Origin of the sequence: Streptomyces sp. NPDC006309 (assembly GCF_040613095.1) — a bacterium.
Taxonomy (GTDB): domain Bacteria; phylum Actinomycetota; class Actinomycetes; order Streptomycetales; family Streptomycetaceae; genus Streptomyces.
On the sequence record NZ_JBEXRO010000003.1, the window covers coordinates 162,707 to 188,422 of the forward strand.

The following is a 25,716-nucleotide window of genomic DNA, read 5'->3' on the forward strand; positions in this document are numbered from 1 at the left end:
GGCGCGGGGCACCCCTCGCGAAGAAGGGCACCCCACGCCGGTCCGGCCGGAGCCTCGACTAGGCGTCGTAGTCCTGGTCGAAGCGGTCCTCCGCCTGCGGCTCCGTGTCCTCGATGTCACGGTGGCCGGGGCGGGTCCGCTCAGGCTGGCGGCCCTGGCGGCCCTGGCGGTCCTGCGGACCGCGCTGGCCGGCCTTCTCGCGGGCCTGGCCGAGCTTCTCCTCGGCCTGCTCCGGCCGCCGGCCCGACTTCTCCTGGAACTGGTCCTTCATACCCATGTGGGTTCACTCCCGTAGTGGGTGGGGAATCGGCCCCTCGGTGGGGCCTCGACCAGATTCACACGGGCGAACACGGAGTGCATGTCGATCAGTTACCGTGCGTGGCGCGCGCGGTCTCGTCGGCCGCCCCACCTGCGCCGACGAGCCCGGAGCGCATCCCCTGGAGGCGCGGTGCGAACCGCTTCATCTCGCGCTGCCCGACCGTGGCGATGAGCGCGGGGAGGTAGCCGCGCACGCCCTGCATGCCGCGCAGCCACCACTGTCCGTACACATGCGCCGAGCGCCGCTCGATCCCGGCGACGAGCCGGTCCACCGCGGGGCCCAGCGGGTAGGTCTTGTTCGACGGCCACGGCAGCCGCTGCCGCAGCTCCCGCATGACGTCGTCCTGGTCGGCGCCGCGCACCATGTCGGTGTCGGTCCAGGACAGATAGGCGACCCCGACGCGCACGCCCTGGTAGCCGACCTCGGCGCGCAGGCTGTGCGCGTACGCCTCCACGCCCGACTTGGACGCGCAGTACGCCGTCATCATCGGTGCCGGCGTGATCGCGGCGAGCGAGGCGACCTGGAGCAGATAGCCGCGGCTCTCGGCCAGCACCGGCAGGAACGCCCGCGCGGTCACCGCCGAACCGATCAGGTTGACCTCGATCACCCGCCGCCACGCCTGCGGATCGGAGTCGGCGAACGGACCGCCGGTCGCCACACCGGCGTTGGCGACCACGATGTCGACCTTCCCGAAGCGTTCCTTGACCTCCCGCGCGACCCGGCTCATCGCCTCGTGGTCGGTGACGTCGGCGTACCAGTGCGCGCTCTCGCTGTGCAGCCGCCCGGAGACCTCCTTGAGCACGTCCTCCTCCAGCCCGACCAGCGCGACCTTCGCCCCGCGCGCGGACAGCTTGCGCGCCAGCAGCTCACCGACGCCGCGCGCCGCTCCCGTGACGACCGCGACCTGTCCTTCGAGGCTGACCCTGCTCATGCGCCCTCCTTGACCTGCTGTACGGGTGTGACAGGGGAACCTGCCGGGGACTTCGGGGAGTCGGCTGCCGTGACGTACGTGCCGGCCAGTTCCCTGATGCGGCCGGTCACCGGCTCCGGCGCCTCGATCGGGGTCATGTGGCCGATGCCGGGCAGCTCGGTGAGGCCGACGCAGCGCGGCAGCGCGGCGACCAGCGCACGGGCGTGCACCGGGGGCGTGAGCCGGTCCGACGTGCCGAACAGGACGGCGGTGGGCACGTGCAGCTCCCGTACGCCGTGGTCGAGGTCGAGCGTGCTCAGCACCCCGGCCCAGGCGTGGCGTACGGCGCGCGGGCAGCCGTGCACGATGCGCGCGCACGCCTCCACCATGTGCCGGGCCGAACCGGCGCCCATGGTGCCGTACTTGAGGACGCGCAGGGCGAGGGGCGTGACCGGTCCGAGGGGCGCGCGCGAGCCGAGGACGCGCCCGGTGATCCAGGTGCGCACGCGTCCGGCGCGCATCGGCACCACGCGCGACTCGGCGATCAGCCGCGAACTCCCCGTGCTGCACAGCAGGACGGCGGCGGCGTGTTCGCGGAAGCGGGGGCGCCCGGCGGCGGCCATGACCGTCATGCCGCCCATGGAGTGGCCGACGACCAGCGCCTTCTGCCCGGGGGCGAGTGTCTGCGCGAGTACCGCTTCGAGGTCGTCCGCCAGCGTGTCGGTGGTGCAGGCGGGGCTCGACGGACTGCGCCCGTGGCCCCGCTGGTCGTAGGCGATCACCCGGTGGTCGGCCGCCAGGTCGCGTATCTGGGCCGCCCAGAACGCCGTCGAGCAGGTCCAGCCGTGGGAGAGGACGACCGGGGGCGCGTCCTGCGGGCCGTGCACCTCGACGTGCAGGCGCGCGCCGTCGGCGGACGTGACGGTGAGGGTGCGGGAGGGGGTGGGCGGGGCGTACGGGCCGGAGGTCACGGAGGTGACCGGGGTGCGCCGGCTCATGCGGCGGCCTCGCTCTGCCGGGTCCCGTCGTCCTGCGCCGGCGCGGACCGCCCGGCCGCGCGCACGACCTCGTACTCCGCGAGGTCCACCCGCCGGGTCGCGCGCCGGAACTCGGTCGTCGTACCGGGCCAGATGGTGGTGTTGCGGCCGCTCGCGTCCTGGTACCAGCTGGTGCAGCCGCCGGTGTTCCACACGGTCCGCTTCATGCGCTCCTGCACCCGCCGGTTCCAGGCCTCGACGGCGTCGGGCCGGGCGTCCAGGGCCGTGCCGTCGCCCAGGACGTGGAGCTGGCGCAGGTAGTCGGCCAGGTAGTTCAGCTGGGACTCGATCATCAGGATCATGGAGGAGTTCCCCAGGCCGGTGTTGGGCCCGATGACCGTCATGAAGTTCGGGAACCCGGCCGCCGCGGCGCCGCGCAGCGCCCGCATGCCGCCCTTCCAGGACTCGGCGAGCGTCATGCCGTCGGCGCCGACCACGCGCTCGGCGATGGGCATGTCCGTGACGTGGAAGCCCGTACCGAAGATGATCGCGTCGACCTCGGCCTCGGTGCCGTCGGCCGCGACGACCGTCGACCCGCGGACCTCGCTGAGCCCACTGGCGACGACGTCCACATTGGGCCGGGCGAGCGCCGGGTAGTAGGTGCTGGAGAGCAGGATCCGCTTGCAGCCGATGCGGTAGTCGGGGGTGAGCCTGGCGCGCAGGGCCGGGTCCTTGACGGCGCGGGCCATGTTGCGCTTGGCGAGCTGTTCGACGACGCCGAGTTCGTCGGGGCGCTTGGTGAACGCCTGGACCTGGAGCTCGCGGATGCCCCACAGCAGCCCGCGCCGGACCTGGGCGGTGACCGGCAGCCGCCGGTGCAGCCACCGCTCGGCGCCGCTGATGGCCCGGTCGACGCGGGGCAGCACCCACGGCGGGGTGCGCTGGAAGAGGGTGAGCCGGCCGACCTCCGGCTGGATGGCGGGCACGATCTGGATGGCGGAGGCGCCGGTGCCGACCATGGCGACCCGCTTGCCGCGCAGGTCGTAGTCGTGGTCCCAGCGGGCGGAGTGGAACACCTGACCCGGGAAGGACTCGAGGCCCGGGATCCGAGGGATCTTCGGGTCGGACAGCGGTCCGGTGGCGGAGACGACGACGTCGGCGGTCAGCGTGCCGCGCGTGGTCTCGACGGTCCACCGCAGCTTCTCGGTGTCCCAGGTCATCAGCTTGACCTCGGAGCCCAGGCGCAGGTGCGGGCGCAGTCCGAACAGGTCGGTGACGTGCTCCAGGTAGGCCCGGATGTGCCGCTGCCCGGAGAAGGTGCGCGGCCAGTCGGGGTGCGGCGCGAAGGAGAAGGAGTAGAGGTGGGAGGGCACGTCGCAGGCGCACCCGGGGTAACTGTTGTCCCGCCAGGTGCCACCGACGCTGTCGGCCCGTTCCAGGACGACGAAGTCGGTGATCCCTTCCCGGCGCAGCCGCACGGCGGCCCCGAGACCGCCGAAGCCGGACCCGATCACCGCCACCCGTACATGCTCGTGCTCGGCCATCCCGAGACCTCCACGCATCACCTAGAAACCCTGCCAGTGAACACTGGCGCAATGGGACTGTAGAGCAGCTCCGTACCGAGCGGTAGGGGGCGGGAGAAGGAAGTTACCGGCGGTACGCCATAGGCTGCGGTCGTGGCAGAGGACGCACAGCACTTCGAGGCCGGCCCCCGGGCGGCGCACCCCCCGGCGCCCCGCGAGTACCGCACGGAGGAACTGGCCCGGCTGGCCGGCATCACCGTGCGCACCCTGCGCTTCTACCGCGAGCGCAGACTGCTGCCGCCACCGCGCCGCGAGGGCCGCATCGCCTGGTACGACGACCACCACCTGGCCCGGCTGCGCACCATCGCGGCCCTGCTGGAGCGCGGCCACACCCTGACCGGCATCGCGGAGCTGGCCGAGGCCTTCGACCACGGACGCGACGTCGCCGACCTGCTCGGCGTGGGCACCCCCAGCGAGGAGGAACCGGTCCGCCTCACACCCGAGGAACTCGCCGCCCGCTTCGAGGGCGAGGTCACCCCCGACAACCTCGCCGCCGCCATGGAGCTGGGCTACCTCGGCACCGACGGCGACGAGATCGTCCACATCAGCCGGCGCCTGCTCGACGTCTCCTCCGCCCTGGTCCGCGAGGGCATACCGCTCGCCGAGGTACTGGCGGCCGGCGCCCGCGTCCGCGAACACGCCGACACCCTGGCCGCCCTCTTCACCGACCTGATCCTGCGCCACGCCCCCGAGGAGGACCTCCACCGCCTGCGCCCGCTGGCCCGCAGCGTCGTGGAGGCGGAACTCTCCCTGGCCCTGGACCGGCGTATGGGCGAGCGCGGCCGGGGAAACCCGTAGGCCCGCTACAGGTCGTACACGACGGTGACCGGCGCGTGGTCCGACCACCGCTCGGCGTGCGTGGCCGCGCGCTCGACGAAACCCTTGACCGCCCGGCCGGCGAGCCCCGGCGTGGCGATCTGGTAGTCGATCCTCCACCCCGAGTCGTTGTCGAAGGCCCGCCCGCGGTACGACCACCACGTGTACGGGCCCTCGGTGTCCGGGTGGAGGGCGCGGACGACGTCGACGTAGCCGCCGTCCGCCGGTTCGAGGACCCGGCCGAGCCAGGCGCGCTCCTCGGGCAGGAAGCCGGAGTTCTTGGTGTTGCCGCGCCAGTTCCTCAGGTCGGCCTGCCGGTGGGCGATGTTCCAGTCGCCGCAGACCAGCACCTCGCGCCCGTCGGCGGCGGCCCGCTCGCGCAGGTCCTTCAGGTGGGTGAGGAACTCGTCCATGAAGCGGACCTTCTCGTCCTGCCGTTCGGTGCCGGCCTCGCCGGAGGGCAGGTAGAGGGAGGCGACGGTGACGCCGGGCAGGTCGGCCTCGACGTAGCGCCCGCTGCCGTCGAACTCGGCCGAGCCGAATCCGACCCGGACCCGGTCGGGTTCGCGGCGCGTGTAGAGGGAGACGCCCGCGCGGCCCTTCGCGGCGGCCGGGGCGTGGGTGACGTGCCAGCCGTCGGGGCCGCGGACCTCCTCGGGCAGCTGGTGCGGCTCGGCGCGGACCTCCTGGAGGCAGACGACGTCCGCCTCGGTCCCGGCGAGCCACTCCACGAAGCCCTTCTTCGCGGCGGCCCGCAGTCCATTCACGTTCACGGAGGTCACAGTCAGCACCCGGGCACCCTACCGGCACAGGCACACTGGTCGGGGTCCGCACGACCCGGACCCCTGCCGCCCACTGCATAGAAGTACGATACTCAGAATGAATATACGTCGCGTTCGGTTCGATCACCCCGACGCCACCAAGCTCAACGACGAGGTCCAGGCCGAGTACCACCTGCGCTACGGCGACGGCGGCGACGCCACCGCCCTCGACCCCGCCGACTTCGACCCGCCCCGGGGCCTGTACCTGATCGCGTACGACGAGCACGACCGCCCCGTGGCCACCGGCGGGTGGCGCGGCCAGGACCGCAACGAGGAGGGCAACGAGGACGGCGACGCCGAACTCAAGCGGATGTACGTCGTCGAGGACATGCGGGGCCGCGGCCTGGCCCGCCGCATACTCGCGGCCCTGGAGGAGGACGCCCGCGCGGCCGGCCGGCTCCGCATGGTCCTGGAGACGGGCACCAAGCAGCCCGAGGCGATCGCGCTGTACACCTCCAGCGGCTACGAGCCGTGCGTGAAGTTCGGCTACTACCGCCACTACGAGGACAGCCGCTGCTACGCCAAGCGCCTGTGAACCACGCACGCGCCGGGTCCCGCCCCGCACCGCTTCCCCGGCGGGCGCGGACCCGGCCACGCGCCATGCCCGTGAAACGACGAAGATCCCGGCCGATCGTGATGATCGGCGGGATCTTCGTCACCGTCCCGAGCTGACTCGGGGACAGTTGTGCGTGGACCTGAGGGGATTCGAACCCCTGGCCCCCTCGATGCGAACGAGGTGCGCTACCGGACTGCGCCACAGGCCCTTGCAACGAGTGAAACTCTAGCATCCCGATCGCGGTGCCCGGAAATCCGCTCCCTGACTGGTCAGGGCGGGCCGGGAGGGGTGCGGGCGGGCGTGGTCACTCGTTGGCCGCACGCGGGCGTCCGCCCTCGTCGTACTGGTCGAAGAGAGGCGTACGGCCGCGTTCCCGCGCCCGGCGCGCGGAGGCCGCACGGCGTGCGTCGCTGCGGCCGGCCACCGGCTTCTCCCCGGGCGCGGGGGCCGCCTCGTCCGCCTCGCCCTGCGGCGCGTGGCCCGCCTCGCGCTCCGGCGCGACCGCGCTGGAGCGCGCCGAACTCCAGGTGTCGGGCGCCCCCAGATCCACGTCGGAGGTGGCGCGCGGAGCGACCGGCGCGGTGACGTACGTCGGCAGGGGCACCGGCACCGGGTCCCAGCTGTCCCCGTGCCCGGGCCTGCGCTGCCGCTCCCGCTGCTGGTCGACCCACTCGGCGTGGTCGGTCTGCTCGACGAGGGCCCGCCGGTCCGCGGCGAGCGAGGAGAGGCCCGTGTCCGTGCCGCTGTCCAGGCCCTGTTCCACCTGGTCCGCGCCGGGGTCCGCGTCGAGCGGGGCCCGGCGGCGCGGCTGGCGCTCGCGCAGGCGCTGGGCGGCGACCTCGGCGTGCCGGCGGTCCATCTGGTAGGCGAACCGGCGGAGCTCCTGCGCGCGCAGATAGGCGATGTAGCCGCTGAGCGTCACGGCCGGCACGGCGGGCACCCACAGGAAGGCGAGCCCGCCGACGGCGGCGACGATCGCGCCGAGCGTGAAGGCGAGGAAGAGCATCACGGTGGTGCGCCGCCGGCGCGCGAGCACCTTCGAGCGCCGGGCGCGCGCCTCGGCCGCCTGTGCCGAGGGCTCCCGCCGGGCGGCCGGCACCCGCTGGGACGGGACCCCGGGCGGGTGGCCGGATCCCGGGCCGGCCGCCGGTTCGGCGGCCTGGCCGCGTGCCGGTTCGGCGGTGCCGGGTGTCTCGGGCTCGGCGTCCGGGGCGGCCTGACGGCGGGTCGGAGGCATGGCGAAGGCCCGGACGTCCACCGAGTCGGTGACCGCGTCCGGATCGCCGGCGTCCGGCTCCCCCTCCTGGGTGGAGCGCGCCCGCAGGTCCCTGGCGTACCGGCGCTCCATCCCCGCCCGTCCGGACAGCAGCCGGATGGCGGTGCTGAAGCGTTCCGTCGGACGGGCCTCGTTCAGCTCGTCCTGCCTACGGAGCCACATCGGCACCAAGTAGGCGGCCCAGGCCCCGACAATGACTGCGTAGATGAGGCCGCTGCTGCTCACGCCTCACACGGTAGAGGGGTTTGCGTGAGGCCATCCGCCAATTGGGCCGGTGTGTCGCACGATCCGGCTGATATTTCCAGCATTTTTTGGGACCGATGCGATCAGCGGACCGCCGCAGGCGCGAATTATGTGCCGCACGAACGGTCAACAGCGGATCAATTTCGAACACATATTCAATTTCTCGGGCGCTCGACGGGATTCCCCGGGGCGCCGGCCGGCCCCCCGGCACGCCGGGCCTCGCGGGAACGCCCCCGGTGCCAGCGGGCGAGCAGCCCGTCGGGCACCTCTTCCGCGGTGAGCGCGAAGACCAGGTGGTCGCGCCAGGCCCCGTCGATGTGCAGATAACGCGGCCGGATCCCCTCCTCGCGGAATCCGAGTTTCTCCACGACCCGGCGGCTCGGCCGGTTCTCGGGGCGAATGCACACCTCGACGCGGTGCAGTCCGACGGTGCGGAAACAGTGGTCCACCGCCAGCGCGACGGCCGTCGGCATCACCCCGCGTCCGGCCACCCCCTGGTCCACCCAGTAACCGACGTGTCCGGAACACATCGATCCCCAGGTGATCCCGGCGACCGTCAGCTGTCCGACGAGCCGCCCCTGGTACTCGATGACGAACGGCAGCATCCGGCCCGCGCCGGCCTCGGCCCGCAGATGCCGGACCATCTGGCGGTAGGTCGGCCGGTGCGCGACCGGCCCGCTCGGCGTGGGCGGCGGGATGGTCGCCTCCCAGGGCCGCAGCCAGTCACGGTTGCGCCGGTTCACCTCGCGCCAGACCCGCTGGTCGCGCAGCTTTATCGGCCGGAGGACGACCTCGCCGTCCGCCAGCACGGCGGGCCAGGAAGGGCTGTTCAGCTCGCACCCCCACCGCTGCCGGGTCTGGGGTGGTCACCGCCGCGGATCTGGTCGACGGCGTGCACGAGGAGGGGCTCCAGGACGGCGAGGCCGTCCCGCACCCCTCCGGTGGACCCGGGCAGGTTGACGATCAGCGTTCCGCCGGCCACGCCCGCGAGTCCCCGGGACAGCGCCGCGGTCGGCACCTTGTCCCGCCCGTAGGCGCGGACGGCCTCCGCGATGCCCGGCACCTCGCGGTCGATGACCGCGCGGGTCGCCTCGGGGGTGCGGTCGGTGGGCGAGACGCCCGTACCGCCGGTGGTGACGACCACGTCGTACCCGGCCGCCACGGCCGCCCGCAGTTCCGCCTCGACCGGTTCGCCGTCGGGCACCACCCGCGGCCCGTCCACGGCGAAGCCGAAGCCCTCGAGACCCCGCGCGACCAGCGGACCGCCCCTGTCCTCGTAGACCCCGGCGGCGGCCCGGTTGGACGCGGTGACGACCAGCGCCGCGTACGGTGCCCGCGGCGCCCCGCCGGTCGTGCCGTCGCCGGTCATGCCCGGCTCCAGTCGCCCGACGCGCCGCCCGTCTTCTCCTCCACCCGTACGTCCGTGATGACCGCTCCCTTGTCGACCGCCTTGACCATGTCGATCACGGTGAGCGCGGCGATGGTCACCGCGGTGAGGGCCTCCATCTCGACGCCCGTGCGGTCCGTCGTCTTCACGGTGGCCCGGATCTCCACGGCGTCGTCCGCGACCGACAGGTCCAGTCTCACACCGGACACCGACAACGGGTGGCACAGCGGGATCAGATCCGGGGTGCGCTTGGCGCCCATGATCCCCGCGATGCGGGCGGTGGCGAGGGCGTCCCCCTTGGGCATCCCCTCACCGCGCAGCAGCTCGACCACGCGCGGTGAGACGAGGACCCGGCCGCCGGCACGGGCGGTGCGGGCGGTCACGTCCTTCCCGGACACGTCGACCATGCGGGCCGCGCCCGCCTCGTCGATGTGCGTCAGTCGGTCCTGCACAGGGCGTCCGGGGGTCTCCCCCCGGGAAGGCACAGTCATGGTGTGGCGCTCCCGGTCCGGGCCCGGCGCGGTGCGGTGCGCGGGCCTGCTGTGCCCGACACGCTACCGCCAAGCCGGGGCGCGCAGCGGACGAGGACCGGCCTGTGGACGGGCACGCGCGCGTGCGTCAGCCGAGGAGGACGACCTCCACCTCGGTCCCGGGCTCCACCGACTCCACGTCCTCGGGGACGACGATCAGCGCGTTCGCCCGCGCGAGCGCCGCGACCAGGTGGGAGCCAGCGCCGCCCACGGGGCTGACCTTCCCGTCCGCGTGGACGCCGCGCAGGAACTGCCGGCGCCCCCGGGGCGAGCGCAGCGCCTCGTCCGCCGTGAGCACGGCCCGCGCCCGGGGCCGGTGGATGTCCGTGAGGCCCGACAGCGTGCGGATCGCGGGACGGACGAACAGCTCGAAGGAGACGTACGACGACACCGGGTTGCCGGGCAGGGCCAGCACCGGGATGTGGTCGGGGCCGATGGAACCGAAGCCCTGCGGCTTGCCGGGCTGCATGGCGATCCTGCGGAACTCCACACCGCTGCCCGCCTCGTCCGCGTCGGCGGCGTACGACAGCGCCTCCTTGACGACGTCGTACGCCCCGACGCTCACCCCGCCCGTGGTCACCAGCAGATCCGCGCGGATCAGCTGGTCCTCGATGGTGGAGCGGAGGGTCTCGGCGTCGTCGGCGACGGCACCGACCCGGTAGGCGATGGCGCCCGCGTCCCGCGCGGCGGCGGTGAGCGCGAAGCTGTTGGAATCGTGGATCTGGCCCGGGCCCAGTTCCTCACCGGGCTGGACGAGTTCGCTGCCGGTGGACAGGACGACCACGCGCGGGCGCGGGCGCACCCGGACCGTGCCGCGGCCGATCGCGGCGAGCAGCGCGAGCTGCGGCGGGCCGAGGACCGTGCCGGCCTCCAGGGCCAGGTCACCGGCCTTCACGTCGCTGCCCCTGGCACGCACGTGCGCGCGTGCCGCGGCGGGCCGGTACACGCGCACCTGCCCCTCGGCGCCCTGGGGGGCCAGGCTGCGCGAGCGCATGCCGCTCACCGGGCCCTCGCCGAGTCCTCCGTCGGTCCACTCGACGGGGACGACGGTCTCGGCGCCGGGCGGCAGCGGCGCGCCGGTCATGATGCGCGCGGCCTGCCCGGGACCGACCCGGACCGGGTCGGCCGCGCCCGCCGCGACGTCCCCGACGACCTCCAGGACGGCCGGGAACTCCTCGCCGGCGCCCGCGATGTCCGCGACCCGCACCGCGTACCCGTCCATGGAGCTGTTGTCGAACGGCGGCAGGGACACCGGCACCGTGACGTCCTCGACCAGGACACAGCCCTGGGCGTCGAGCAGTTGCAGCTCGATGGGTTCCAGGGGGCGGACGGCGGAGAGGATGTCCTCCAGGTGCTCGTCCACCGACCACAGGTCGTCCGGGCCGGCGGGGCGGGTCGCGGCGCTGGTCAAGGCTGCTGCATCTCCTCGGCTACGTAACTGCGGAGCCAGGTCCGGAAGTCCGGGCCCAGGTCCTCACGTTCGCATGCGAGTCTGACAATGGCACGGAGGTAGTCGCCACGGTCGCCGGTGTCATAGCGGCGGCCCTTGAAGACGACGCCGTGCACGGGGCCGCCGGCCTTCTCGTCCTGGGCGAGCTGCTGGAGGGCGTCGGTCAGCTGGATCTCGCCGCCGCGGCCCGGCTCGGTGGTGCGGAGTATGGCGAAGATGTGCGGGTCGAGGACGTAGCGGCCGATGACCGCGTAGTTCGACGGGGCGTCCGCCGGGTCCGGCTTCTCGACCAGTCCGGTCACCTTGACCACGTCGCCGTCCGCGGTGGCCTCCACGGCCGCGCAGCCGTACAGGTGCATCTGCTCGGGCGCGACCTCCATGAGGGCGATCACGCTGCCGCCGTGCCGCTCCTGGACCTCGATCATGCGCTGGAGCAGCGGGTCCCGCGGGTCGATGAGGTCGTCACCGAGGAGGACGGCGAACGGCTCGTGGCCGACGTGCGGGGCGGCGCACAGCACGGCGTGCCCGAGCCCTCGGGGGTCGCCCTGTCGCACGTAGTGCATGGTGGCCAGGTCGCTGGACTCCTGCACCTTCGCGAGGCGTTCGGCGTCGCCCTTCTTGCCGAGCGCCGACTCCAGCTCGTAGTTGCGGTCGAAGTGGTCCTCCAGGGGACGCTTGTTGCGCCCGGTGACCATGAGGACGTCGTCGAGTCCCGCCGCCACGGCCTCCTCGACCACATACTGGATCGCCGGCTTGTCTACGACCGGCAGCATCTCCTTGGGAGTGGCCTTGGTCGCCGGCAGGAACCGGGTGCCGAGGCCTGCCGCGGGGATGACAGCCTTGCTGATCCTGGGGTGGGACTGAGTCATGCCCGCAACCATATCCGGTGCCTTTGTGGGAGATCTGTGGGTCCGGTTGGTTGACCCTTATATCGCCTGCATTAAGAGAAGGGTGCGAGAACGACCAGTGGAACACGGCGGACGTACGGGTGAGCGTGACAAGGCGACGTTGCGGCGGGAGATCCTCGCGGTGAGGAACGGGTTGACGGCGGATGACGTCCGCGCGGCGGGCCGGGCGCTGGCGGAACGCGCGCTGGAGCTGCCCGAGCTGGCGGGCGGGCGCACGGTGGCGGCGTACGTCTCCGTGGGCGGCGAACCGGGCACCCTCGCGCTGCTGGACGCGCTGCGCGCCCGCGGGGTGCGCGTGCTGCTCCCCGTGCTGCTGCCCGACAACGACCTGGACTGGGGCGAGTACACCGGCCCCGACTCCCTCGCCCGGGTCCGGCACGGAGGGCGGATGACGCTGTGCGAGCCGTCCGGCGCGCGCCTCGGCCCGGACGCCGTGACGGGCGCGGACGTCGTCCTGCTGCCGGGGCTCGCGGTGGACGGGCGCGGGATGCGCCTGGGGCGCGGCGGAGGCTCCTACGACCGGGTGCTGGCCCGTCTCGAGGGGGCGGGCGCCCGCCCCCGGCTGGTGGTGCTGCTGTACGACACGGAGGTCGTCGCGCGCGTCCCGGCCGAGGCGCACGACAAGCCGGTGCACGCGGCAGTGACGCCCCGCGGCGTGCACCGTTTCGCGCCCTCCTGACCGGCGCCCCGCAGGTCCCGGGGCCTCGCGGACGGGAAAGGCCCTCCACGCGCGCGTGGAGGGCCTTTCCCGTGCGGTGCCGTCAGCGGCTCACGGCTTGAGGACGAGGGTGTCGCTCGTGCTCTTGCCGACCGCCTTGTCCGAGAACGACCAGGGCAGCAGCTCGCCCTTGGCCCACATGCCCGTCTGGTCCGTGTAGTGCGCGCTGAAGGCGTGCCCGGAGGCGCCCGTCAGGTTGATCCACTTGGACTTGTCGAGGTCGGCGAGGTTGACCACCATCCGCATGGACGGCACCCACACGACGTTGTAGCCGCCGGCGGCGTTCCAGCCGGAGGCGTTCACCGCCGCCTCGCCGCCGCTGAGCTTCCAGGGGCCGCGGTTGAGGAGGTACTGCACGGCCTTGGGGCCCTCGGTGCCGAGCGTCTGGTTCTTCAGGAACAGGCGGTGCAGCCGGCCCCAGCTCCAGGTGTCGATGTCCTTGCCGAGCTTGGCGGTCAGCTCCCAGCGGGCGTCGATCATCGCGCGGGCGAAGAGCTGGTCGCGGTTGGCCGCGGCGGGGCGGGTGCCCGACCTGGGCGTCTTCCACCAGTCGCTGTCCGGCTTGTCCATCAGGGTGCGCACGACCTCGTACCAGCGGTCGCCGCCGTCCGGCTGTGCCTGGTCGGCGTCGCGCTGGCCGCACTCGCGGACCTTGGTGTCGTCGTCCACCGGACCGGTGCTGTCGATCTTGTCGACCCACAGGCACTGCCCCTTGACGCGCAGCTCCTTGGGGAGCTTGTTGCCGAAGGCGAGCTTGAGGATGTTGCGCCACACGGAGTTGAAGTAGGCGGCCGCGGCGGAGTCGGCGTCCTGGGTGTAGTCCCAGCCCTCCAGCAGCTTCTGTGCCTCGCGGACGTCCGGGTCGTCCAGGTCGAGCTTCAGCAGCTTGGGCACCAGGAGCTTGGCGATCTCGCTGCTGTTGTCCAGCTGCATCTGCCGCATGTCGTCGGTGGAGACCTTGCCGCCGTCCTTGATCTTGGACTCGATCAGGTCGGAGATGCGCTGGCTGCGGGTGCCGTAACCCCAGTCGGCGGTGAGCGTGTACGGGTACGCGTCCTTGCCGACGACGGCCTGGTTGGCGGTGACGATGTAGCCGCGCGCGGGGTCGTACTCGTAGGGCAGCTCGTCCTGCTTGACGAAGCCGGTCCAGCGGTACTTCGACTCCCAGCCGGGCGCCGGGACGGAACCGTCGTCCGCGGCGGAGCGCGTGGGGATCTTGCCGGGCAGCGTGTAGCCGATGTGGTTGTCCGTGTCGGCGTAGACCAGGTTCTGCGAGGGCACGTCGAACTGGGCCGCCGCCGAGCGGAACTCGCTCCAGTCCGACGCCTTGTCGAGGGCGAACACCGCGTCCATGGTGGTGCCCGGGTCGAGGGCGGTCCACCTCAGGGCGATGCCGTAGCCGTCGCCGCGGTCGGGCGCGGCGGTGTCGACGGCGGCCTTCCTGCCGACCTGGACGAGTTCGTCGTCGCGGTCGGACAGCAGTGGCATGCCGTCCTGGGTCTGCCGGACGACGATCGTCTTCGACTGGCCGCCGGCGACCTCGATGGTCTCCTCGCGGGTCTTGAAGGGCCGGACCTTGCCGTCGTACAGGTAACCGTTGGCGGTCACCTTCTCCAGGTACAGGTCGGTGACGTCGACGCCGGAGTTGGTCAGACCCCAGGCGATCTTCGCGTTGTGGCCGATGATCACACCGGGCATCCCGGCAAACGTGTAGCCGGCGACGTCGTACTGGCACTTGCTCGACACGGTCCGGCAGTGCAGGCCCATCTGGTACCAGACGGACGGCAGGGACGCCGACAGGTGCGGGTCGTTGGCGAGGAGGGGCTTCTTGCTCACGGTGTACTTCCCGGCGACGACCCAGGAGTTCGAGCCGATGCCCTGACCGTTCACGCCGACGGCCGCGGGGACGTCGTCCAGGACGTTGTAGAGGCCGCCCAGCTGGCTCGTGAGACCCGAACCGCTCGCGCCGGTGGTGGTGCCCGCGGTGGTGGAGCCGGTCGTACCCGTCGTGCCGGTGGATCCGGTCCCACCCGTCGCGCCGGTGGAGCCGGTCGTACCGGTGGTGCCGGACGTACCCGTGGTGCCGGTGGTCCCGGCCGTACCGGTCGTGCCCGGGGTCTGCGAGGTGCCCGTGCCGCCGCTCTGCCTGAAGCTCTGGCTCAGCTCGTCGTACTGGCCTTCCTGCACGATCGGCTTGTGGCGGCCGTAGGGGTACCGCGGGTACAGCTCCTGGATCTGCTGCGGGCCGAGACGGCTGGTCATCAGGGCGCGGTCGATCTCGTCCTGCATGTTGCCGCGCAGGTCCCAGGCCATCGCCTTCAGCCAGGCCACGGAGTCGACCGGCGTCCACTTCTCCGGCTTGTAGTCGTTGGTCAGACCCAGGGCCGCGTACTCCAGGGAGAGATCCGCGCCGTCCTTGCCCTTGAGGTAGGCGTTGACGCCGTCGGCGTACGCCCGGAGGTACTTCTTCGCGGCGGGCGACAGCTTGGTGTCGTACTCCCGCTGGGCGATCCGGTGCCAGCCGAGGGTGCGCAGGAACTCGTCGTTCTTGACCTGGCCCTTGCCGAACATCTCCGACAGGCGGCCGGAGGTCATGTGCCGGCGCACGTCCATCTCGTAGAACCGGTCCTGCGCCTGGACATAGCCCTGCGCCATGAACAGGTCCTGGTCGGAGGAGGCATAGACCTGCGGGATGCCGTTGCCGTCCCGCTTGACGTCGACCGGCCCGGACAGGCCGTCGAGCGTGATCGAACCCGTGGTCTGCGGGAAGGAGGCGCGGACGGTGCTGATCGACCAGTACGCCCCGTAGGCGATGCCTCCGATGACGGCCAGAACCAGCACGAGCACGACGAGTCGGGCTTTGCGCCCCTTCTTCCTGCCGGACTTGGCGGGCTTGTCACCCGTTGTGGCGGTGGTGTTGGGGGGCATCGCTGTCCTTGCTGTCCTAACGCGAGCGGCAGGTCGGGCTGTGACTTTGAATGAGCGCTGGAGCAACCATAGGCGCAGGGCCCTGTGCCGCTTGACGCGGAGTCGGGAACCGGCGTGCACGAGCGTTCGATCTTGCCTTGTGGAACGTCAAGAAAGCGTCAAGAGTTAGGTAAGGTAACGAAGTAACCGGCCATTCCGGAGGAGGAACGCCCGCTGACTGTTCACCACCTCAACCAGCTCCTGCTCGTCTGCTCCATCGTCCTGCTGGTCGCCGTCGCGGCCGTCCGGATCTCCTCGCGCAGCGGGCTCCCCAGCCTGCTCGTCTACCTCGGCATCGGCGTCCTCATGGGCCAGGACGGCATCGGCGACATCCACTTCAACAGCGCCGAGGTGACCCAGGTCATGGGGTACGCGGCCCTCGTCGTGATCCTCGCCGAGGGCGGCCTGGGCACGAAGTGGAAAGAGGTCCGGCCCATCCTGCCCTCCGCCTCCGTCCTGGCCACGGCGGGAGTCGCGGTCAGTGTGGGGGTCACCGCGGCGGGCGCGCACTACCTGGTCGGCCTGGAGTGGCGGCAGGCGCTCATCGTCGGGGCGGTGGTGTCGTCGACGGACGCGGCGGCGGTCTTCTCCGTACTGCGGCGCATCCCGCTCCCCGCGCGCGTGACGGGCACACTGGAGGCGGAGTCCGGCTTCAACGACGCCCCGGTGGTCATCCTCGTCGTCGCCTTCTCCACCGCGGGTCCGGTCGACCACTGGTACGTGCTGCTGGGCGAGATACTCCTGGAGCTGGCCATCGGCGCGGTCCTGGGGCTCGCGGTGGGCTGGTTCGGCTCCTGGGGGCTCAAGCACGTGGCCCTGCCCGCCTCCGGCCTCTACCCGATCGCCGTGCTGGCGATCGCCGTCACGGCGTACGCCGCCGGCGCCCTGGCGCACGGCAGCGGCTTCCTGGCGGTCTACCTGGCCTCCATGGTGCTCGGCAACGCCAAGCTCCCCCACTGGCCCGCCACGCGCGGCTTCGCCGAGGGGCTCGGCTGGATCGCCCAGATCGGCATGTTCGTCGTGCTCGGCCTGCTGGTCACCCCGCACGAGCTGGGCGACGACGTCTGGCCCGCGCTGGTCATCGGGCTGGTCCTGACCATGGTGGCCCGGCCGCTGAGCGTGGTGTCCAGCCTCGCCCCGTTCCGGGTGCCGTGGCAGGAGCAGGTCCTGATGTCGTGGGCCGGACTGCGCGGCGCCGTGCCCGTCATCCTGGCGACGATCCCCATGGTGAACGGCGTCACCGGCAGCCACCGCATCTTCAACATCGTCTTCGTGCTGGTCGTCGTCTACACCCTCGTCCAGGGACCGACCCTGCCATGGCTGGCGCGCACCCTGCGCCTGCGCGAGCAGGGCGAGGCGTCCGACCTCGGCATCGAGTCGGCGCCCCTGGAGCGGCTGCGCGGGCACCTGCTGTCCGTCTCGATCCCCGAGAGCTCACGGATGCACGGCGTGGAGGTCAACGAGCTGCGGCTGCCGGCCGGTGCCGCCGTCACCCTCGTGGTGCGCGCGGAGAAGTCGTTCGTGCCGCTGCCCACGACGGTGCTCAGGCGGGGGGACGAACTGCTGGTCGTCGCCACCGATCCGGTCCGCGACGCGGCCGAACGCCGGCTGCGCGCGGTCGCCCGCGGCGGCAAGCTGGCGAGCTGGCTGGGCACCGGCGAGGCGGACGGCGGGCGGTGACGCGCCGGCGCACAGCGTCACGGCCGCGTTCCTGCGCAGCTTTCCGGACGAAGCGTTCCGGACGAAGCACACCCACGCCGATCCCAGGTGAACATGCCCGACGGTGCTCTCTTTCACAGGGGCGCAAGGACATGATCCCTGTAGGATAAAGGCGCACTGATCGAACCAACTCTGCCTGATGCAGAGCTGGCGCGACCGTATGGCGGCCGGAAACGCCCTTGCTAAGGCCCGGTATCTACCGCAGTTCCGCGCAAGAGGACAGCTCTCGGCGCCCCCGCACGGGCGCGCTACCAGGCGGAAGAAAGGCACGGGCCGTGGCGTCCACGGTCACCAACGAGCCGGCGGAGAACCCGCAGGCGTCGTCCCGCCCGGGATACGGACAGCTGCTGCGCACCCGCGGCGCCTGGACGTTCCTGGTCCCCGGCTTCGCGGCGCGTCAGCCGTTCGCGATGCTCACCATCTCCATCGTGCTGCTCGTGCAGCACACCACCGGCTCGTACGGCGCGGCGGGCGCCGTCGCGGCCGCCACCGGCGTCTCCATGGCGCTGTTCGCGCCCTACAGCGGCCGTCTCGCGGACCGCCACGGACAGCGTGCCGTGCTGGTCCCCGGTGTCCTGGTGCACACCCTCGCCGGCCTGACGCTGACGGCACTCGCCCTGGGACACGCACCCCTGTGGGCCCTGTTCCTGGCGGCCGTCCCGACGGGTGCCTCGGTGCCGCAGGTCGGCCCGATGGTGCGGGCCCGCTGGGGCGTGAAGCTCCAGGACTCGCCCCTGATGACCACCGCGGCGGCGTTCGAGTCGGTCACCGACGAGCTGACCTTCGTCTTCGGCCCCCTGCTGGCGACCGCCCTGAGCACGGCCGTGGCACCGGCGGCGGGCCTGGTCACGGAGGCCGCGCTGACCCTCGTCGGCGGCCTGCTGTTCGCGGCCCGGAAGAGCACCCAGCCGCCGGTGACCGGCGGCGACGGGCACGCGCGCGTGCAGCACGTCTCCGCCCTGCGCATTCCCGGCGTACGCGTGCTGGTCGTGACCTTCCTGGGGATCGGCTCGGTCTTCGGCGGCATGCAGGTGTCGCTCGCGGCGTTCACCGAGTCGATCGGCGAGCCCGGCCTGAACGGTGTCCTCTACGGCACCTTCGCCACCGGAAACATGCTGTCCGGCATCGTCTGCGGCGCGATCGCGTGGAAGGTGGCCCCGCACAAGCGCCTGGTCGTCGGCTACACGGCGCTCGCGCTGGCCGCGTCCGCCCTGTGGACGGCGCACTCGGTGCTGCTGCTCGCCGCGCTCGGCCTGCTGGTCGGCATGTGCATCGCGCCGGCGCTGATCACGGGCTACACGCTGGTCGAGGGCCTGGTCCCGGCCGGTGCCCGCACGGAGGCCTTCACCTGGCTGACCGGCGCGGTCGCGCTCGGCCAGGCCGTCGCCGTGACGGTCGCCGGACAGCTGGAGGACCGGCTGTGGGGCGGCGCGGGATTCCTGGTGCCCATGGCCGGCACCGTACTCGCGCTGATCACCCTGCTGGCACTGCGCTCACGGCTGATCGCGCGGCCCCGCAACCGTACCGTCGCGCGTGGCGTCGGTCACCGCGTGCCGGTCACGGTGGACTGATCCCCGGGAATACGTCACTATGGACCGTCGTTAGCACTCATTGAGTGAGAGTGCCAGGAGGAAGACAGTGCCGACCTACCAGTACCAGTGCACCGAGTGCGGCGAGGGCCTCGAGGCGGTGCAGAAGTTCACCGATGACGCTCTGACCGAGTGCCCGGACTGCCAGGGCCGCCTGAAGAAGGTGTTCTCCGCGGTCGGCATCGTCTTCAAGGGCTCCGGCTTCTACCGCAACGACTCGCGGGGCTCCACGTCGAGCAGCGCGCCGGCGACCAAGCCGTCGTCGGGCTCGTCGTCCGACTCGAAGGCGTCCTCGTCGACGGCCTCGTCCTCTTCGGGCTCGTCCTCCTCGGGCACGTCCGCGTCGGGCTCCGGTTCGTCCAGCAGCTCGGCCGCCTGAGACCTCTCACCCAGGACCCTGCCGTCGTACGACGGCGGGGTCTTCGGCGCTCCCCGGCACCCGCTCCCCCATGGATCCGCCGCCAGCTAGTGTGCTGGTCATGGCGAACGCAGAGATCGGTGTAATCGGCGGCTCGGGCTTCTACTCGTTCCTCGACGACGTGACCGAGGTCCAGGTCGACACCCCCTACGGGGCGCCCAGCGACTCCCTCTTCCTCGGCGAGATCGCCGGCCGGCCGGTCGCCTTCCTGCCCCGGCACGGCCGGGGTCACCATCTGCCGCCGCACCGCATCAACTACCGCGCCAACCTGTGGGCCCTGCGCTCGGTGGGCGTCCGGCAGGTCCTCGCCCCCTGCGCGGTGGGCGGCCTGCGCCCCGAGTACGGCCCCGGCACCCTGCTCGTCCCGGACCAGTTCGTGGACCGTACGAAGTCCAGGGCGCAGACGTACTTCGACGGGCTGCCGCTGCCCGACGGCACCGTGCCGAATGTCGTGCACGTCTCCATGGCCGACCCGTACTGCCCCGCCGGGCGCGCGGCCGCGCTGAAAGCGGCGCGCGGACGGGACTGGGAACCGGTGGACGGCGGCACGCTGGTCGTGGTCGAGGGGCCGCGCTTCTCCACGCGTGCGGAATCGTTGTGGCACCGGGCACAGGGCTGGTCGGTGGTGGGCATGACGGGCCACCCCGAGGCGGCGCTCGCCCGGGAACTGGAGCTTTGCTACTCGTCGCTGACCCTGGTCACCGACCTCGACGCGGGCGCCGAGACCGGCGAGGGCGTCTCCCACGAGGAGGTGCTGCGGGTGTTCGCGGCCAACGTCGACCGGCTGCGCGGCGTCCTGTTCGACGCGGTGGCGGCACTCCCGGACACGGAGGCGCGGGACTGCCCGTGCGTGAACGCGCTCGGCGGGATGGACCCGGGGTTCGAACTGCCGTGACGCGCGGGGGGCGTAACGGCGGGGCCGCGGGGCGCGGCGTGCGTAACGGCGGGGCGGCGGGGCGCGCGACCTGGACTCCGTCACGGGCGCGCTGCGTGTGAGGCGGTGGCGTGCGGGGCGGCGGCGTGGGGGTGGCAGGGCCGCGGCGGGCGGGGCGGCGGCGTGTGAGGCCGGGGTGTGCGGAAGTGCCCGTTCGAGTGAGCGAGTTGTCCACAGTCGGCCGGTGATCCACCGACTCCGACGGGATCCGGCGGCAGGCCTCATCGTGGCATGGCAAGCCGAATCCCTCGTCGCAGGCGGTGATCCCCATGCCCTCGTCCTCGCCCACCCCGTACGCGTCCACCCCGCCCCCTCTTGCGGGCTCACGCTCCTCTCCTGCCCGCCCACCCGCTCGCGCCGCGCTGCCGGCCCCGCTCCGGCCTCCGCTCCCGCTCGGCACGGATGCGCCGGCGACCCGTGAGGTGCCGGCGTTCGCCCCGGTGCGCGTGCGCGGCGGGCGGTATCAGCTGCAACGGCTGGTGCGGCACCGCAGGAGGGCCGTCGCGGCCGGCCTCGCGGTGACCGCGGCGGCACTCGTGGCCGCCGGGCCCCGGACCGCTCCGGAACCGCACGGCACCGAGCGCGCCCGCGGTCACCGGCCGGCGGAGTCCGTACGACGGCACCCGGCGGTGGACACGGTGGCGGCGCCCGTGCGGATCGCCGACGCCGCCACGGTGCGGCTCCTCCGGCCCGGTGACCGGGTCGACGTCATCGCCGCCGAGGACCCGTCGGCCGGGGGCGGCGCCCGGGTGCTCGCGCGCGGTGTGCGGGTGACGAGGGTGCCGGAGCCGCTGGACGGTGCGGCCGGGAGCGGGGCCCTGGTCGTGCTGGCGGCGCCGCGGGCCACGGCGGCCCGGCTGGTCGGCGCGAGCGCCACGGCCCGCCTGGCGGTGACACTGTGCTGACACCGCTCGCCCGCGTGGTCGGCGACCTCCTGTCGCGGGTATCGATCACGCTACGGGACTGGACACCATGGCCGCACCGTGGCGTAGGTTGCGGAGCGTTTTGTTCCGCACCCTGTGCATGCGAGGAGAGTCCCCCAGGTGAGCGCGAAGAAGGAACCGAGCGTGTGGAACGGCTTCAAGGCCTTCCTGATGCGCGGCAACGTCGTCGATCTGGCGGTGGCGGTGGTGATCGGCGCGGCTTTCACGAACATCGTCAACGCGGTGGTGAAGGGAATCATCAACCCGCTGGTCGGAGCGATCGGCACCCAGAATCTCGACAACTACAGCTCCTGCCTGAAAGCCCCGTGCGGGAGGAGCGCGAACGGCACGGCCAACAGCGGCGTGCAGATCCTGTGGGGCTCGGTCCTCGGCGCCACGCTCACCTTCGTGACCACCGCCGCGGTGGTGTACTTCCTGATGGTGCTGCCCATGTCGAAGTACCTCGCGCGGCAGGCGGCGCGCAGGGCGGCACGGGAGGGCACGAAGGAGGTCGTGCAGGTGTCCGAGCTGGAGGTGCTCAAGGAGATCCGCGACGCGCTGCTGGCGCAGCGCGGCTCCGGGAACCACGAGCGCTAGCGGTTCCCGCGCGGCCGGCTCAGAGGTGGTGGGGCGGCTTCTCGTCGAGGAAGCGCTTCAGGTCGGCGGCGCTGTCACCGTCCGGGCGCTCGCCCCACCCGCGGTCGGTGTCGTCCGAGGACCGCTGCTCCAGCGGGTCGTCGAAGACCAGCGCCGGCTTCGGGTCGCGCGGCGCGGGTTCGGGGGCGGTGCTCATGTCACCAGGGTACGGCTCCCGCCGGACCGGCCGGGCGCGGTGTTCCCGCCGTCACTCCTCGATGGAGACGGGCTGGGCCAGACTGGCGTCCATGACAGCTGACGCACTGACCGACGTCGCCGGAGTGCGGGTGGGACACGCGACCCGCAGCGGTGACGGCTGGCTCACCGGCACCACGGTCATCCTCGCCCCCGAAGGCGGTGCCGTAGCCGCCGTGGACGTGCGCGGCGGCGGCCCCGGCACCAGGGAGACCGACGCGCTCGACCCGCGCAACCTGGTGCACAAGGTCGACGCCGTCGTGCTGACCGGAGGCAGCGCGTACGGCCTCGACGCGGCCTCCGGGGTGATGGCCTGGCTGGAGGAACAGCGGCGTGGGGTGCCGGTGGGGACGGATCCGGCACACGTCGTGCCGGTGGTGCCCGCCGCGTGCGTCTTCGACCTGGGGCGCGGCGGTGACTTCCGGGCACGTCCGGACGCGGCGACGGGACGCGCGGCGGTGGAGGCCGCGGCGGCCTGTCCGCCCGGCGCCCGGGTGCCGCAGGGGTGCGTGGGCGCCGGCACGGGCGCCGTGGCGGGGCGGCTCAAGGGCGGGGTGGGCACCGCGAGCACGGTGCTCGACTCGGGCATCACCGTGGCGGCGCTGGTCGTCGCGAACGCGGCCGGGTCGGTGGCGGACCCCGACACGGGCGTGCTGTACGGGGAGTTGTTCCAGGGGCGGGTGGCGTATCCGGAGCGGCGCGTGCACGAGGCCGCGCGCCGGCGTCTCGACGAGATCGCCGGCCGGGACGCGCCGGCACCGCTCAACACGACGCTGGCGGTGGTCGCGACGGACGCCGGCCTCTCCAAGGCGCAGGCGCAGAAGCTGGCGGGCACGGCGCACGACGGGATCGCGCGTGCGGTGCGGCCGGTGCACCTCCTGCACGACGGGGACACGGTGTTCGCGCTGGCGACCGGGGCCCGAGCGCTCGGCGCGCACCCCCTGGCGCTCAACGAGATCCTGGCCGCCGGCGCGGATCTGGTGACGCGCGCGATCGTACGGGCGGTGCGCGCCGCTGAGTCGGTCGACGGGCCGGGAGGCGGGTGGCCGGCATACGGGGAGCTGTACGGGCAGGGATAGGGCACGCGGTGGTTGCCGCACGGACGGTTGCCGGGCTGGTGGTTTCCGCGCGGCGGTTCGCAGGAGGGGCGGCCGGGGCGGGGCCGGGCGGACGAGCGGGACGGGGGGTGCGGCTGACGGCGGTGTTTTGTCGCGGTTCTGTCACGTGATGGCGTTCATGAGGGCCGGAGGGAACCCCGACCGGCGTCGGTCCCCTCTTTCTCCACGCACTGGAACGGACCACGCACAACACACGAACTGGAGCAGCCCGTGACAACGCCGGACATTGCAGCGCGGCGCGCACTCGGGGCCTGTGCCGCCCTGATGGTCGGCGCCCTCACCCTGACCGCCTGCGGTGGCGCCGACGGCGGCAACGACGACGGCAAGGGCGCCAAGGGCTCCCCGAAGACGTCGACGGCGGAGATAGCGATATCGGCCAAGGACGGCTCGACCGGCGCGTCCATCAACGCCACCGGGGTGAAGGTCAGCGACGGCAGGCTGACCGACGTGAAGATGACCGTGGCCGGGTCGGAGCAGACCGTGCCGGGGGCGATGTCGCCGGACGGCGGCAGCTGGAGGCCGAAGGAGCACCTGGAGCGCGGGACGAAGTACCGGATAGCCGCGACCGCGAAGGACTCCCGGGGCCGTACGGCGGCGGCGAACTCCATCTTCACCACTGTCACCTCGTCGAACAGCTTCATCGGCACCTACACGCCGGACAACGGCACGACCGTCGGCGTGGGCATGCCGGTGTCGTTCACCTTCGACAAGGCGATCACCGACAAGAAGGCCGTGCAGTCGCACATCGCGGTGAACTCCAGCAGCGGTCAGCACGTGGTCGGGCACTGGTTCGGGGACCGGCGCCTGGACTTCCGGCCGCGGGAGTACTGGAAGGCCGGGTCCAAGGTCACGATGAAGGTCGACCTGGACGGGGTCGAGGGCGCGAAGGGCGTCTACGGGGTGCAGAAGAAGAACGTCTCCTTCACCGTCGGGCGGTCGCAGGTCTCCACGGTCGACGCCGGCACGCAGACCATGACGGTCGTGCGGGACGGCAAGACCTTCAGGTCGGTGCCGATATCGGCGGGCAGCGCGCAGCACACGACGTACAACGGGCAGATGGTGGTCTCCGAGAAGTTCGTGCAGACCCGCATGAACGGCTCGACGGTCGGGTTCGGCGGGGAGTACGACATCGCGGACGTCCCCCACGCGATGCGGCTGACGTCGTCGGGGACGTTCATCCACGGCAACTACTGGTACAACAGGGGCAATCCGCCCTTCGGCCGGGAGGGCACCAGCCACGGCTGTGTCGGGCTCGCGGACGTGCAGGGAGCGCAGGGCGACACCTCCGCCAAGTGGTTCTACGACAACACGCTCGTCGGGGATGTCGTGATCGTCAAGAACTCCCCCGACGCGACGGTCGCCCCCGACAACGGCCTCAACGGCTGGAACATGTCATGGAGCGCCTGGACCGCGGGAAGTGTCCTCTGACCGGCGGCTTTTGACGGTACGACGGGCCGCGCGGGAAGATTTCGCGCGGCCCGCGTGTTTTCCCGGCGTACGTTTTCCCGGTTCCCGGGCATGATGTCCGGCCGAGGGGCTACGGTATGCACCCACAAGGTGACATGCAGCAACGCCGGGAGATGCCTTGAGCGTTCCGTACGAGACCGCAGCGTACGAACCAGCCGAGTCGCCCGAGTCTCCTGAGGAGCATCTCGCGCGACTCCTCGGCCGTGCCCTGAACTCCTTCGAGCTGCCCGACGAGGTGATACGGCGACTGGACTGCGCGCTGGCGCACGACAGTTCGCTGCACTCCGCGTACCACAGCGCGGGGCTGCACCGGGAGACGTACCGCCACACCTGGCTGCTCGCCGACGGCACGGCGGTGACGTTGTGGGAGCTGGTGCACAACCCCATGCCCGGCAGCGCGCCGGAGCACGAGGTGTACGCCGACGAGGAGGAGCTACAGGCCGCCACGGCACGGCTGGGGATGCCGCCGGACACCCGGGAGTTCGAACTGCCCGCGCTGATGCGGCTGTGGGCGGTTCCCGAACCCCGGCACGTGTTCGCCTCCGGTGACTCGGCGGACCACGCGCGCCGGCTGTTGCGCCGCGCGGAGAACGCCGACCGGCCCGACGCCCAGATGGCGGCGCTGCTGGCGACGGCCACCGCGCACGAGATCACCCAGGCCTTCGGACGGCCCGGCCGGGCCGGACGGGCGGGGCTGAGCTACACGCTGTACGAACACGCCTTCCTGCTGCCGGACGGCACCGAGCTCTCCCTGTGGGAGGTCGAGCACACGGCGACCCCCGACGGGCGGCACATGTGCGAGGTGTACATGTCGCAGGACGCGGCCCGTGAGGCCATGGAGAGGCGCGCGGCGCGCCAGGGGTAGCGGCGGCGGGGGCCGAAACCGCCCCCGGTCAGCCGCCGGCGAGTTGCCGCACCAGGCCGGCGAACGCGTCCTGTTCCGCGGGTGTCAGCTCGACGGACTCCAGCGGGGGGCCGACCCGGGTCTGACGCGGCAGGGCCGGCAGCCGCGCGGGCCCACGCCGGGCGGTGGAGCGCCCGGCGGTGGCCCGGGGGCCGGTGCGGCGCAGCAGGCGGAGCAGACGCACCAGGACGACGGCCCAGGCGACGGCCGCCACCGCGAGGACGGCCACGCCGATCAGCTGGAGGGTCGAGGCGTGGTCAGGCATGCATCCCAGTACACACCACGGTCCGGGACTTCGGGCCCGGACCGTGACGTATCTCGCAGGTGCCGTGAACAACTCACAGCGAACTAA

General features: G+C 72.5%; 26 protein-coding genes and 1 tRNA gene. 12 read left to right on the forward strand and 15 right to left on the reverse strand.

The features are described from left to right. Nucleotides 1–58: 58 nt before the first annotated feature. From ABZ117_RS05485 to ABZ117_RS05500, 4 genes are all read right to left on the reverse strand, one after another. Complete coding sequence (locus tag ABZ117_RS05485; protein WP_356817642.1) at nt 59–277, reverse strand: hypothetical protein; 219 nt, start codon at nt 275–277, stop codon at nt 59–61. An 88-nt stretch (nt 278–365) separates the two neighbouring features. Beyond that, entirely contained in the window at nt 366–1,250 is an 885-nt protein-coding gene (locus ABZ117_RS05490; RefSeq protein ID WP_356817643.1) for an SDR family oxidoreductase, read from the reverse strand. Continuing rightward, complete coding sequence (locus tag ABZ117_RS05495) at nt 1,247–2,227, reverse strand: alpha/beta hydrolase (RefSeq protein WP_356817645.1); 981 nt, start codon at nt 2,225–2,227, stop codon at nt 1,247–1,249. Before ABZ117_RS05495 ends, ABZ117_RS05490 begins: the two co-directional genes overlap by 4 nt. Then, nucleotides 2,224–3,750 (reverse strand): NAD(P)/FAD-dependent oxidoreductase, encoded by a 1,527-nt coding sequence (locus ABZ117_RS05500; protein WP_356817647.1) that lies wholly within the window; start codon nt 3,748–3,750, stop codon nt 2,224–2,226. Before ABZ117_RS05500 ends, ABZ117_RS05495 begins: the two co-directional genes overlap by 4 nt. A 132-nt stretch (nt 3,751–3,882) precedes the next feature. On the opposite strand from ABZ117_RS05500, the gene ABZ117_RS05505 reads away from it, so the two are divergent. Beyond that, nucleotides 3,883–4,587, forward strand: a complete 705-nt coding sequence (locus ABZ117_RS05505) for a MerR family transcriptional regulator (RefSeq protein ID WP_356817649.1) — start codon at nt 3,883–3,885, stop codon at nt 4,585–4,587. A gap of 5 nt (nt 4,588–4,592) precedes the next feature. Here the strand turns inward: ABZ117_RS05505 and ABZ117_RS05510 are convergent, their stop codons facing one another. Continuing rightward, nucleotides 4,593–5,396 (reverse strand): exodeoxyribonuclease III, encoded by an 804-nt coding sequence (locus ABZ117_RS05510; RefSeq protein WP_356817651.1) that lies wholly within the window; start codon nt 5,394–5,396, stop codon nt 4,593–4,595. A gap of 88 nt (nt 5,397–5,484) precedes the next feature. Here ABZ117_RS05510 and ABZ117_RS05515 point away from each other — a divergent pair, with 88 nt between their 5' ends. Then, entirely contained in the window at nt 5,485–5,961 is a 477-nt protein-coding gene (locus tag ABZ117_RS05515; RefSeq protein ID WP_356817653.1) for a GNAT family N-acetyltransferase, read from the forward strand. Nucleotides 5,962–6,116: 155 nt separating this feature from the next. Here ABZ117_RS05515 and ABZ117_RS05520 read toward each other — a convergent pair. The 7 genes from ABZ117_RS05520 to galU form a co-directional block, all read right to left on the reverse strand. Further along, nucleotides 6,117–6,190 (reverse strand) — tRNA-Ala (locus ABZ117_RS05520). A 96-nt stretch (nt 6,191–6,286) separates the two neighbouring features. Next, nucleotides 6,287–7,483 (reverse strand): gephyrin-like molybdotransferase receptor GlpR, encoded by a 1,197-nt coding sequence (gene glpR / locus ABZ117_RS05525; RefSeq protein ID WP_356817655.1) that lies wholly within the window; start codon nt 7,481–7,483, stop codon nt 6,287–6,289. A 173-nt stretch (nt 7,484–7,656) separates the two neighbouring features. Continuing rightward, nucleotides 7,657–8,310 (reverse strand): GNAT family protein, encoded by a 654-nt coding sequence (locus ABZ117_RS05530; protein ID WP_356817657.1) that lies wholly within the window; start codon nt 8,308–8,310, stop codon nt 7,657–7,659. Between the two features lie 20 nt (nt 8,311–8,330). Further along, nucleotides 8,331–8,870: a molybdenum cofactor synthesis domain-containing protein gene (locus tag ABZ117_RS05535; protein WP_356817659.1), complete on the reverse strand. Its 540-nt coding sequence runs from the start codon at nt 8,868–8,870 to the stop codon at nt 8,331–8,333. After that, nucleotides 8,867–9,379, reverse strand: coding sequence for a cyclic pyranopterin monophosphate synthase MoaC (gene moaC / locus ABZ117_RS05540; RefSeq protein ID WP_356817661.1), 513 nt, complete (start codon nt 9,377–9,379; stop codon nt 8,867–8,869). The genes ABZ117_RS05535 and moaC overlap by 4 nt, the downstream gene beginning before the upstream one ends. A gap of 127 nt (nt 9,380–9,506) precedes the next feature. Then, nucleotides 9,507–10,829 carry a gephyrin-like molybdotransferase Glp gene (gene glp, locus ABZ117_RS05545; protein ID WP_356817663.1) on the reverse strand — a complete coding sequence of 441 codons (1,323 nt, stop codon included), beginning with the start codon at nt 10,827–10,829 and terminating at the stop codon, nt 9,507–9,509. Next, nucleotides 10,826–11,737, reverse strand: a complete 912-nt coding sequence (gene galU / locus ABZ117_RS05550) for a UTP--glucose-1-phosphate uridylyltransferase GalU (RefSeq protein WP_356817665.1) — start codon at nt 11,735–11,737, stop codon at nt 10,826–10,828. The genes glp and galU overlap by 4 nt, the downstream gene beginning before the upstream one ends. Nucleotides 11,738–11,834: 97 nt before the next feature. Between galU and ABZ117_RS05555 the strand changes: the two genes are divergently transcribed. After that, complete coding sequence (locus ABZ117_RS05555) at nt 11,835–12,455, forward strand: 5-formyltetrahydrofolate cyclo-ligase (RefSeq protein WP_356818140.1); 621 nt, start codon at nt 11,835–11,837, stop codon at nt 12,453–12,455. A 90-nt stretch (nt 12,456–12,545) separates the two neighbouring features. Here the strand turns inward: ABZ117_RS05555 and ABZ117_RS05560 are convergent, their stop codons facing one another. Then, a complete protein-coding gene (locus tag ABZ117_RS05560) occupies nt 12,546–15,422 on the reverse strand; it encodes a penicillin acylase family protein (RefSeq protein ID WP_356817667.1) in 2,877 nt (958 codons plus the stop codon). A gap of 192 nt (nt 15,423–15,614) precedes the next feature. On the opposite strand from ABZ117_RS05560, the gene ABZ117_RS05565 reads away from it, so the two are divergent. From ABZ117_RS05565 to mscL, 6 genes are all read left to right on the forward strand, one after another. Continuing rightward, nucleotides 15,615–17,141, forward strand: coding sequence for a potassium/proton antiporter (locus ABZ117_RS05565; protein ID WP_356818142.1), 1,527 nt, complete (start codon nt 15,615–15,617; stop codon nt 17,139–17,141). Nucleotides 17,142–17,455: 314 nt separating this feature from the next. Beyond that, the gene (locus tag ABZ117_RS05570) at nt 17,456–18,751 is read left to right on the forward strand and encodes an MFS transporter (protein ID WP_356817669.1); all 1,296 of its coding nucleotides are present in this window, start codon (nt 17,456–17,458) and stop codon (nt 18,749–18,751) included. Nucleotides 18,752–18,818: 67 nt separating this feature from the next. After that, the gene (locus ABZ117_RS05575) at nt 18,819–19,148 is read left to right on the forward strand and encodes an FmdB family zinc ribbon protein (RefSeq protein ID WP_356817671.1); all 330 of its coding nucleotides are present in this window, start codon (nt 18,819–18,821) and stop codon (nt 19,146–19,148) included. A gap of 100 nt (nt 19,149–19,248) precedes the next feature. Continuing rightward, on the forward strand, nt 19,249–20,082 hold the full coding sequence (locus ABZ117_RS05580) for an S-methyl-5'-thioadenosine phosphorylase (protein ID WP_356817673.1): 834 nt from the start codon (nt 19,249–19,251) through the stop codon (nt 20,080–20,082). A gap of 461 nt (nt 20,083–20,543) precedes the next feature. Next, nucleotides 20,544–21,026 carry a hypothetical protein gene (locus ABZ117_RS05585; protein WP_356817674.1) on the forward strand — a complete coding sequence of 161 codons (483 nt, stop codon included), beginning with the start codon at nt 20,544–20,546 and terminating at the stop codon, nt 21,024–21,026. 138 nt (nt 21,027–21,164) lie between these two features. Continuing rightward, nucleotides 21,165–21,641, forward strand: coding sequence for a large conductance mechanosensitive channel protein MscL (gene mscL / locus ABZ117_RS05590; protein WP_356817676.1), 477 nt, complete (start codon nt 21,165–21,167; stop codon nt 21,639–21,641). A gap of 19 nt (nt 21,642–21,660) precedes the next feature. On the opposite strand, the gene ABZ117_RS05595 is transcribed toward mscL, so the two are convergent. Continuing rightward, nucleotides 21,661–21,837, reverse strand: a complete 177-nt coding sequence (locus ABZ117_RS05595; RefSeq protein WP_356817678.1) for a hypothetical protein — start codon at nt 21,835–21,837, stop codon at nt 21,661–21,663. Nucleotides 21,838–21,928: 91 nt separating this feature from the next. Between ABZ117_RS05595 and ABZ117_RS05600 the strand changes: the two genes are divergently transcribed. From ABZ117_RS05600 to ABZ117_RS05610, 3 genes are all read left to right on the forward strand, one after another. Then, nucleotides 21,929–22,954 (forward strand): P1 family peptidase, encoded by a 1,026-nt coding sequence (locus ABZ117_RS05600; protein WP_356817679.1) that lies wholly within the window; start codon nt 21,929–21,931, stop codon nt 22,952–22,954. Between the two features lie 249 nt (nt 22,955–23,203). Beyond that, a complete protein-coding gene (locus ABZ117_RS05605; protein ID WP_356817681.1) occupies nt 23,204–24,421 on the forward strand; it encodes an Ig-like domain-containing protein in 1,218 nt (405 codons plus the stop codon). A gap of 157 nt (nt 24,422–24,578) precedes the next feature. Continuing rightward, nucleotides 24,579–25,325 (forward strand): DUF6227 family protein, encoded by a 747-nt coding sequence (locus ABZ117_RS05610; protein WP_356817683.1) that lies wholly within the window; start codon nt 24,579–24,581, stop codon nt 25,323–25,325. A 28-nt stretch (nt 25,326–25,353) separates the two neighbouring features. On the opposite strand, the gene ABZ117_RS05615 is transcribed toward ABZ117_RS05610, so the two are convergent. Further along, nucleotides 25,354–25,629: a hypothetical protein gene (locus ABZ117_RS05615; RefSeq protein WP_356817685.1), complete on the reverse strand. Its 276-nt coding sequence runs from the start codon at nt 25,627–25,629 to the stop codon at nt 25,354–25,356. Nucleotides 25,630–25,716: the final 87 nt, after the last annotated feature.

What these genes read in the sequence shown, in the direction of transcription:
- ABZ117_RS05485 (WP_356817642.1), bottom strand. Translation starts at nt 277, where the DNA reads ATGGGTATGAAGGACCAGTTCCAGGAGAAGTCGGGCCGGCGGCCGGAG.
- ABZ117_RS05490 (WP_356817643.1), bottom strand. Translation starts at nt 1,250, where the DNA reads ATGAGCAGGGTCAGCCTCGAAGGACAGGTCGCGGTCGTCACGGGAGCG.
- ABZ117_RS05495 (WP_356817645.1), bottom strand. Translation starts at nt 2,227, where the DNA reads ATGAGCCGGCGCACCCCGGTCACCTCCGTGACCTCCGGCCCGTACGCC.
- ABZ117_RS05500 (WP_356817647.1), bottom strand. Translation starts at nt 3,750, where the DNA reads ATGGCCGAGCACGAGCATGTACGGGTGGCGGTGATCGGGTCCGGCTTC.
- ABZ117_RS05515 (WP_356817653.1), top strand. Translation starts at nt 5,485, where the DNA reads ATGAATATACGTCGCGTTCGGTTCGATCACCCCGACGCCACCAAGCTC.
- ABZ117_RS05535 (WP_356817659.1), bottom strand. Translation starts at nt 8,870, where the DNA reads ATGACCGGCGACGGCACGACCGGCGGGGCGCCGCGGGCACCGTACGCG.
- moaC (WP_356817661.1), bottom strand. Translation starts at nt 9,379, where the DNA reads ATGACTGTGCCTTCCCGGGGGGAGACCCCCGGACGCCCTGTGCAGGAC.
- galU (WP_356817665.1), bottom strand. Translation starts at nt 11,737, where the DNA reads ATGACTCAGTCCCACCCCAGGATCAGCAAGGCTGTCATCCCCGCGGCA.
- ABZ117_RS05560 (WP_356817667.1), bottom strand. Translation starts at nt 15,422, where the DNA reads ATGCCCCCCAACACCACCGCCACAACGGGTGACAAGCCCGCCAAGTCC.
- ABZ117_RS05580 (WP_356817673.1), top strand. Translation starts at nt 19,249, where the DNA reads ATGGCGAACGCAGAGATCGGTGTAATCGGCGGCTCGGGCTTCTACTCG.
- ABZ117_RS05595 (WP_356817678.1), bottom strand. Translation starts at nt 21,837, where the DNA reads ATGAGCACCGCCCCCGAACCCGCGCCGCGCGACCCGAAGCCGGCGCTG.
- ABZ117_RS05600 (WP_356817679.1), top strand. Translation starts at nt 21,929, where the DNA reads ATGACAGCTGACGCACTGACCGACGTCGCCGGAGTGCGGGTGGGACAC.
- ABZ117_RS05615 (WP_356817685.1), bottom strand. Translation starts at nt 25,629, where the DNA reads ATGCCTGACCACGCCTCGACCCTCCAGCTGATCGGCGTGGCCGTCCTC.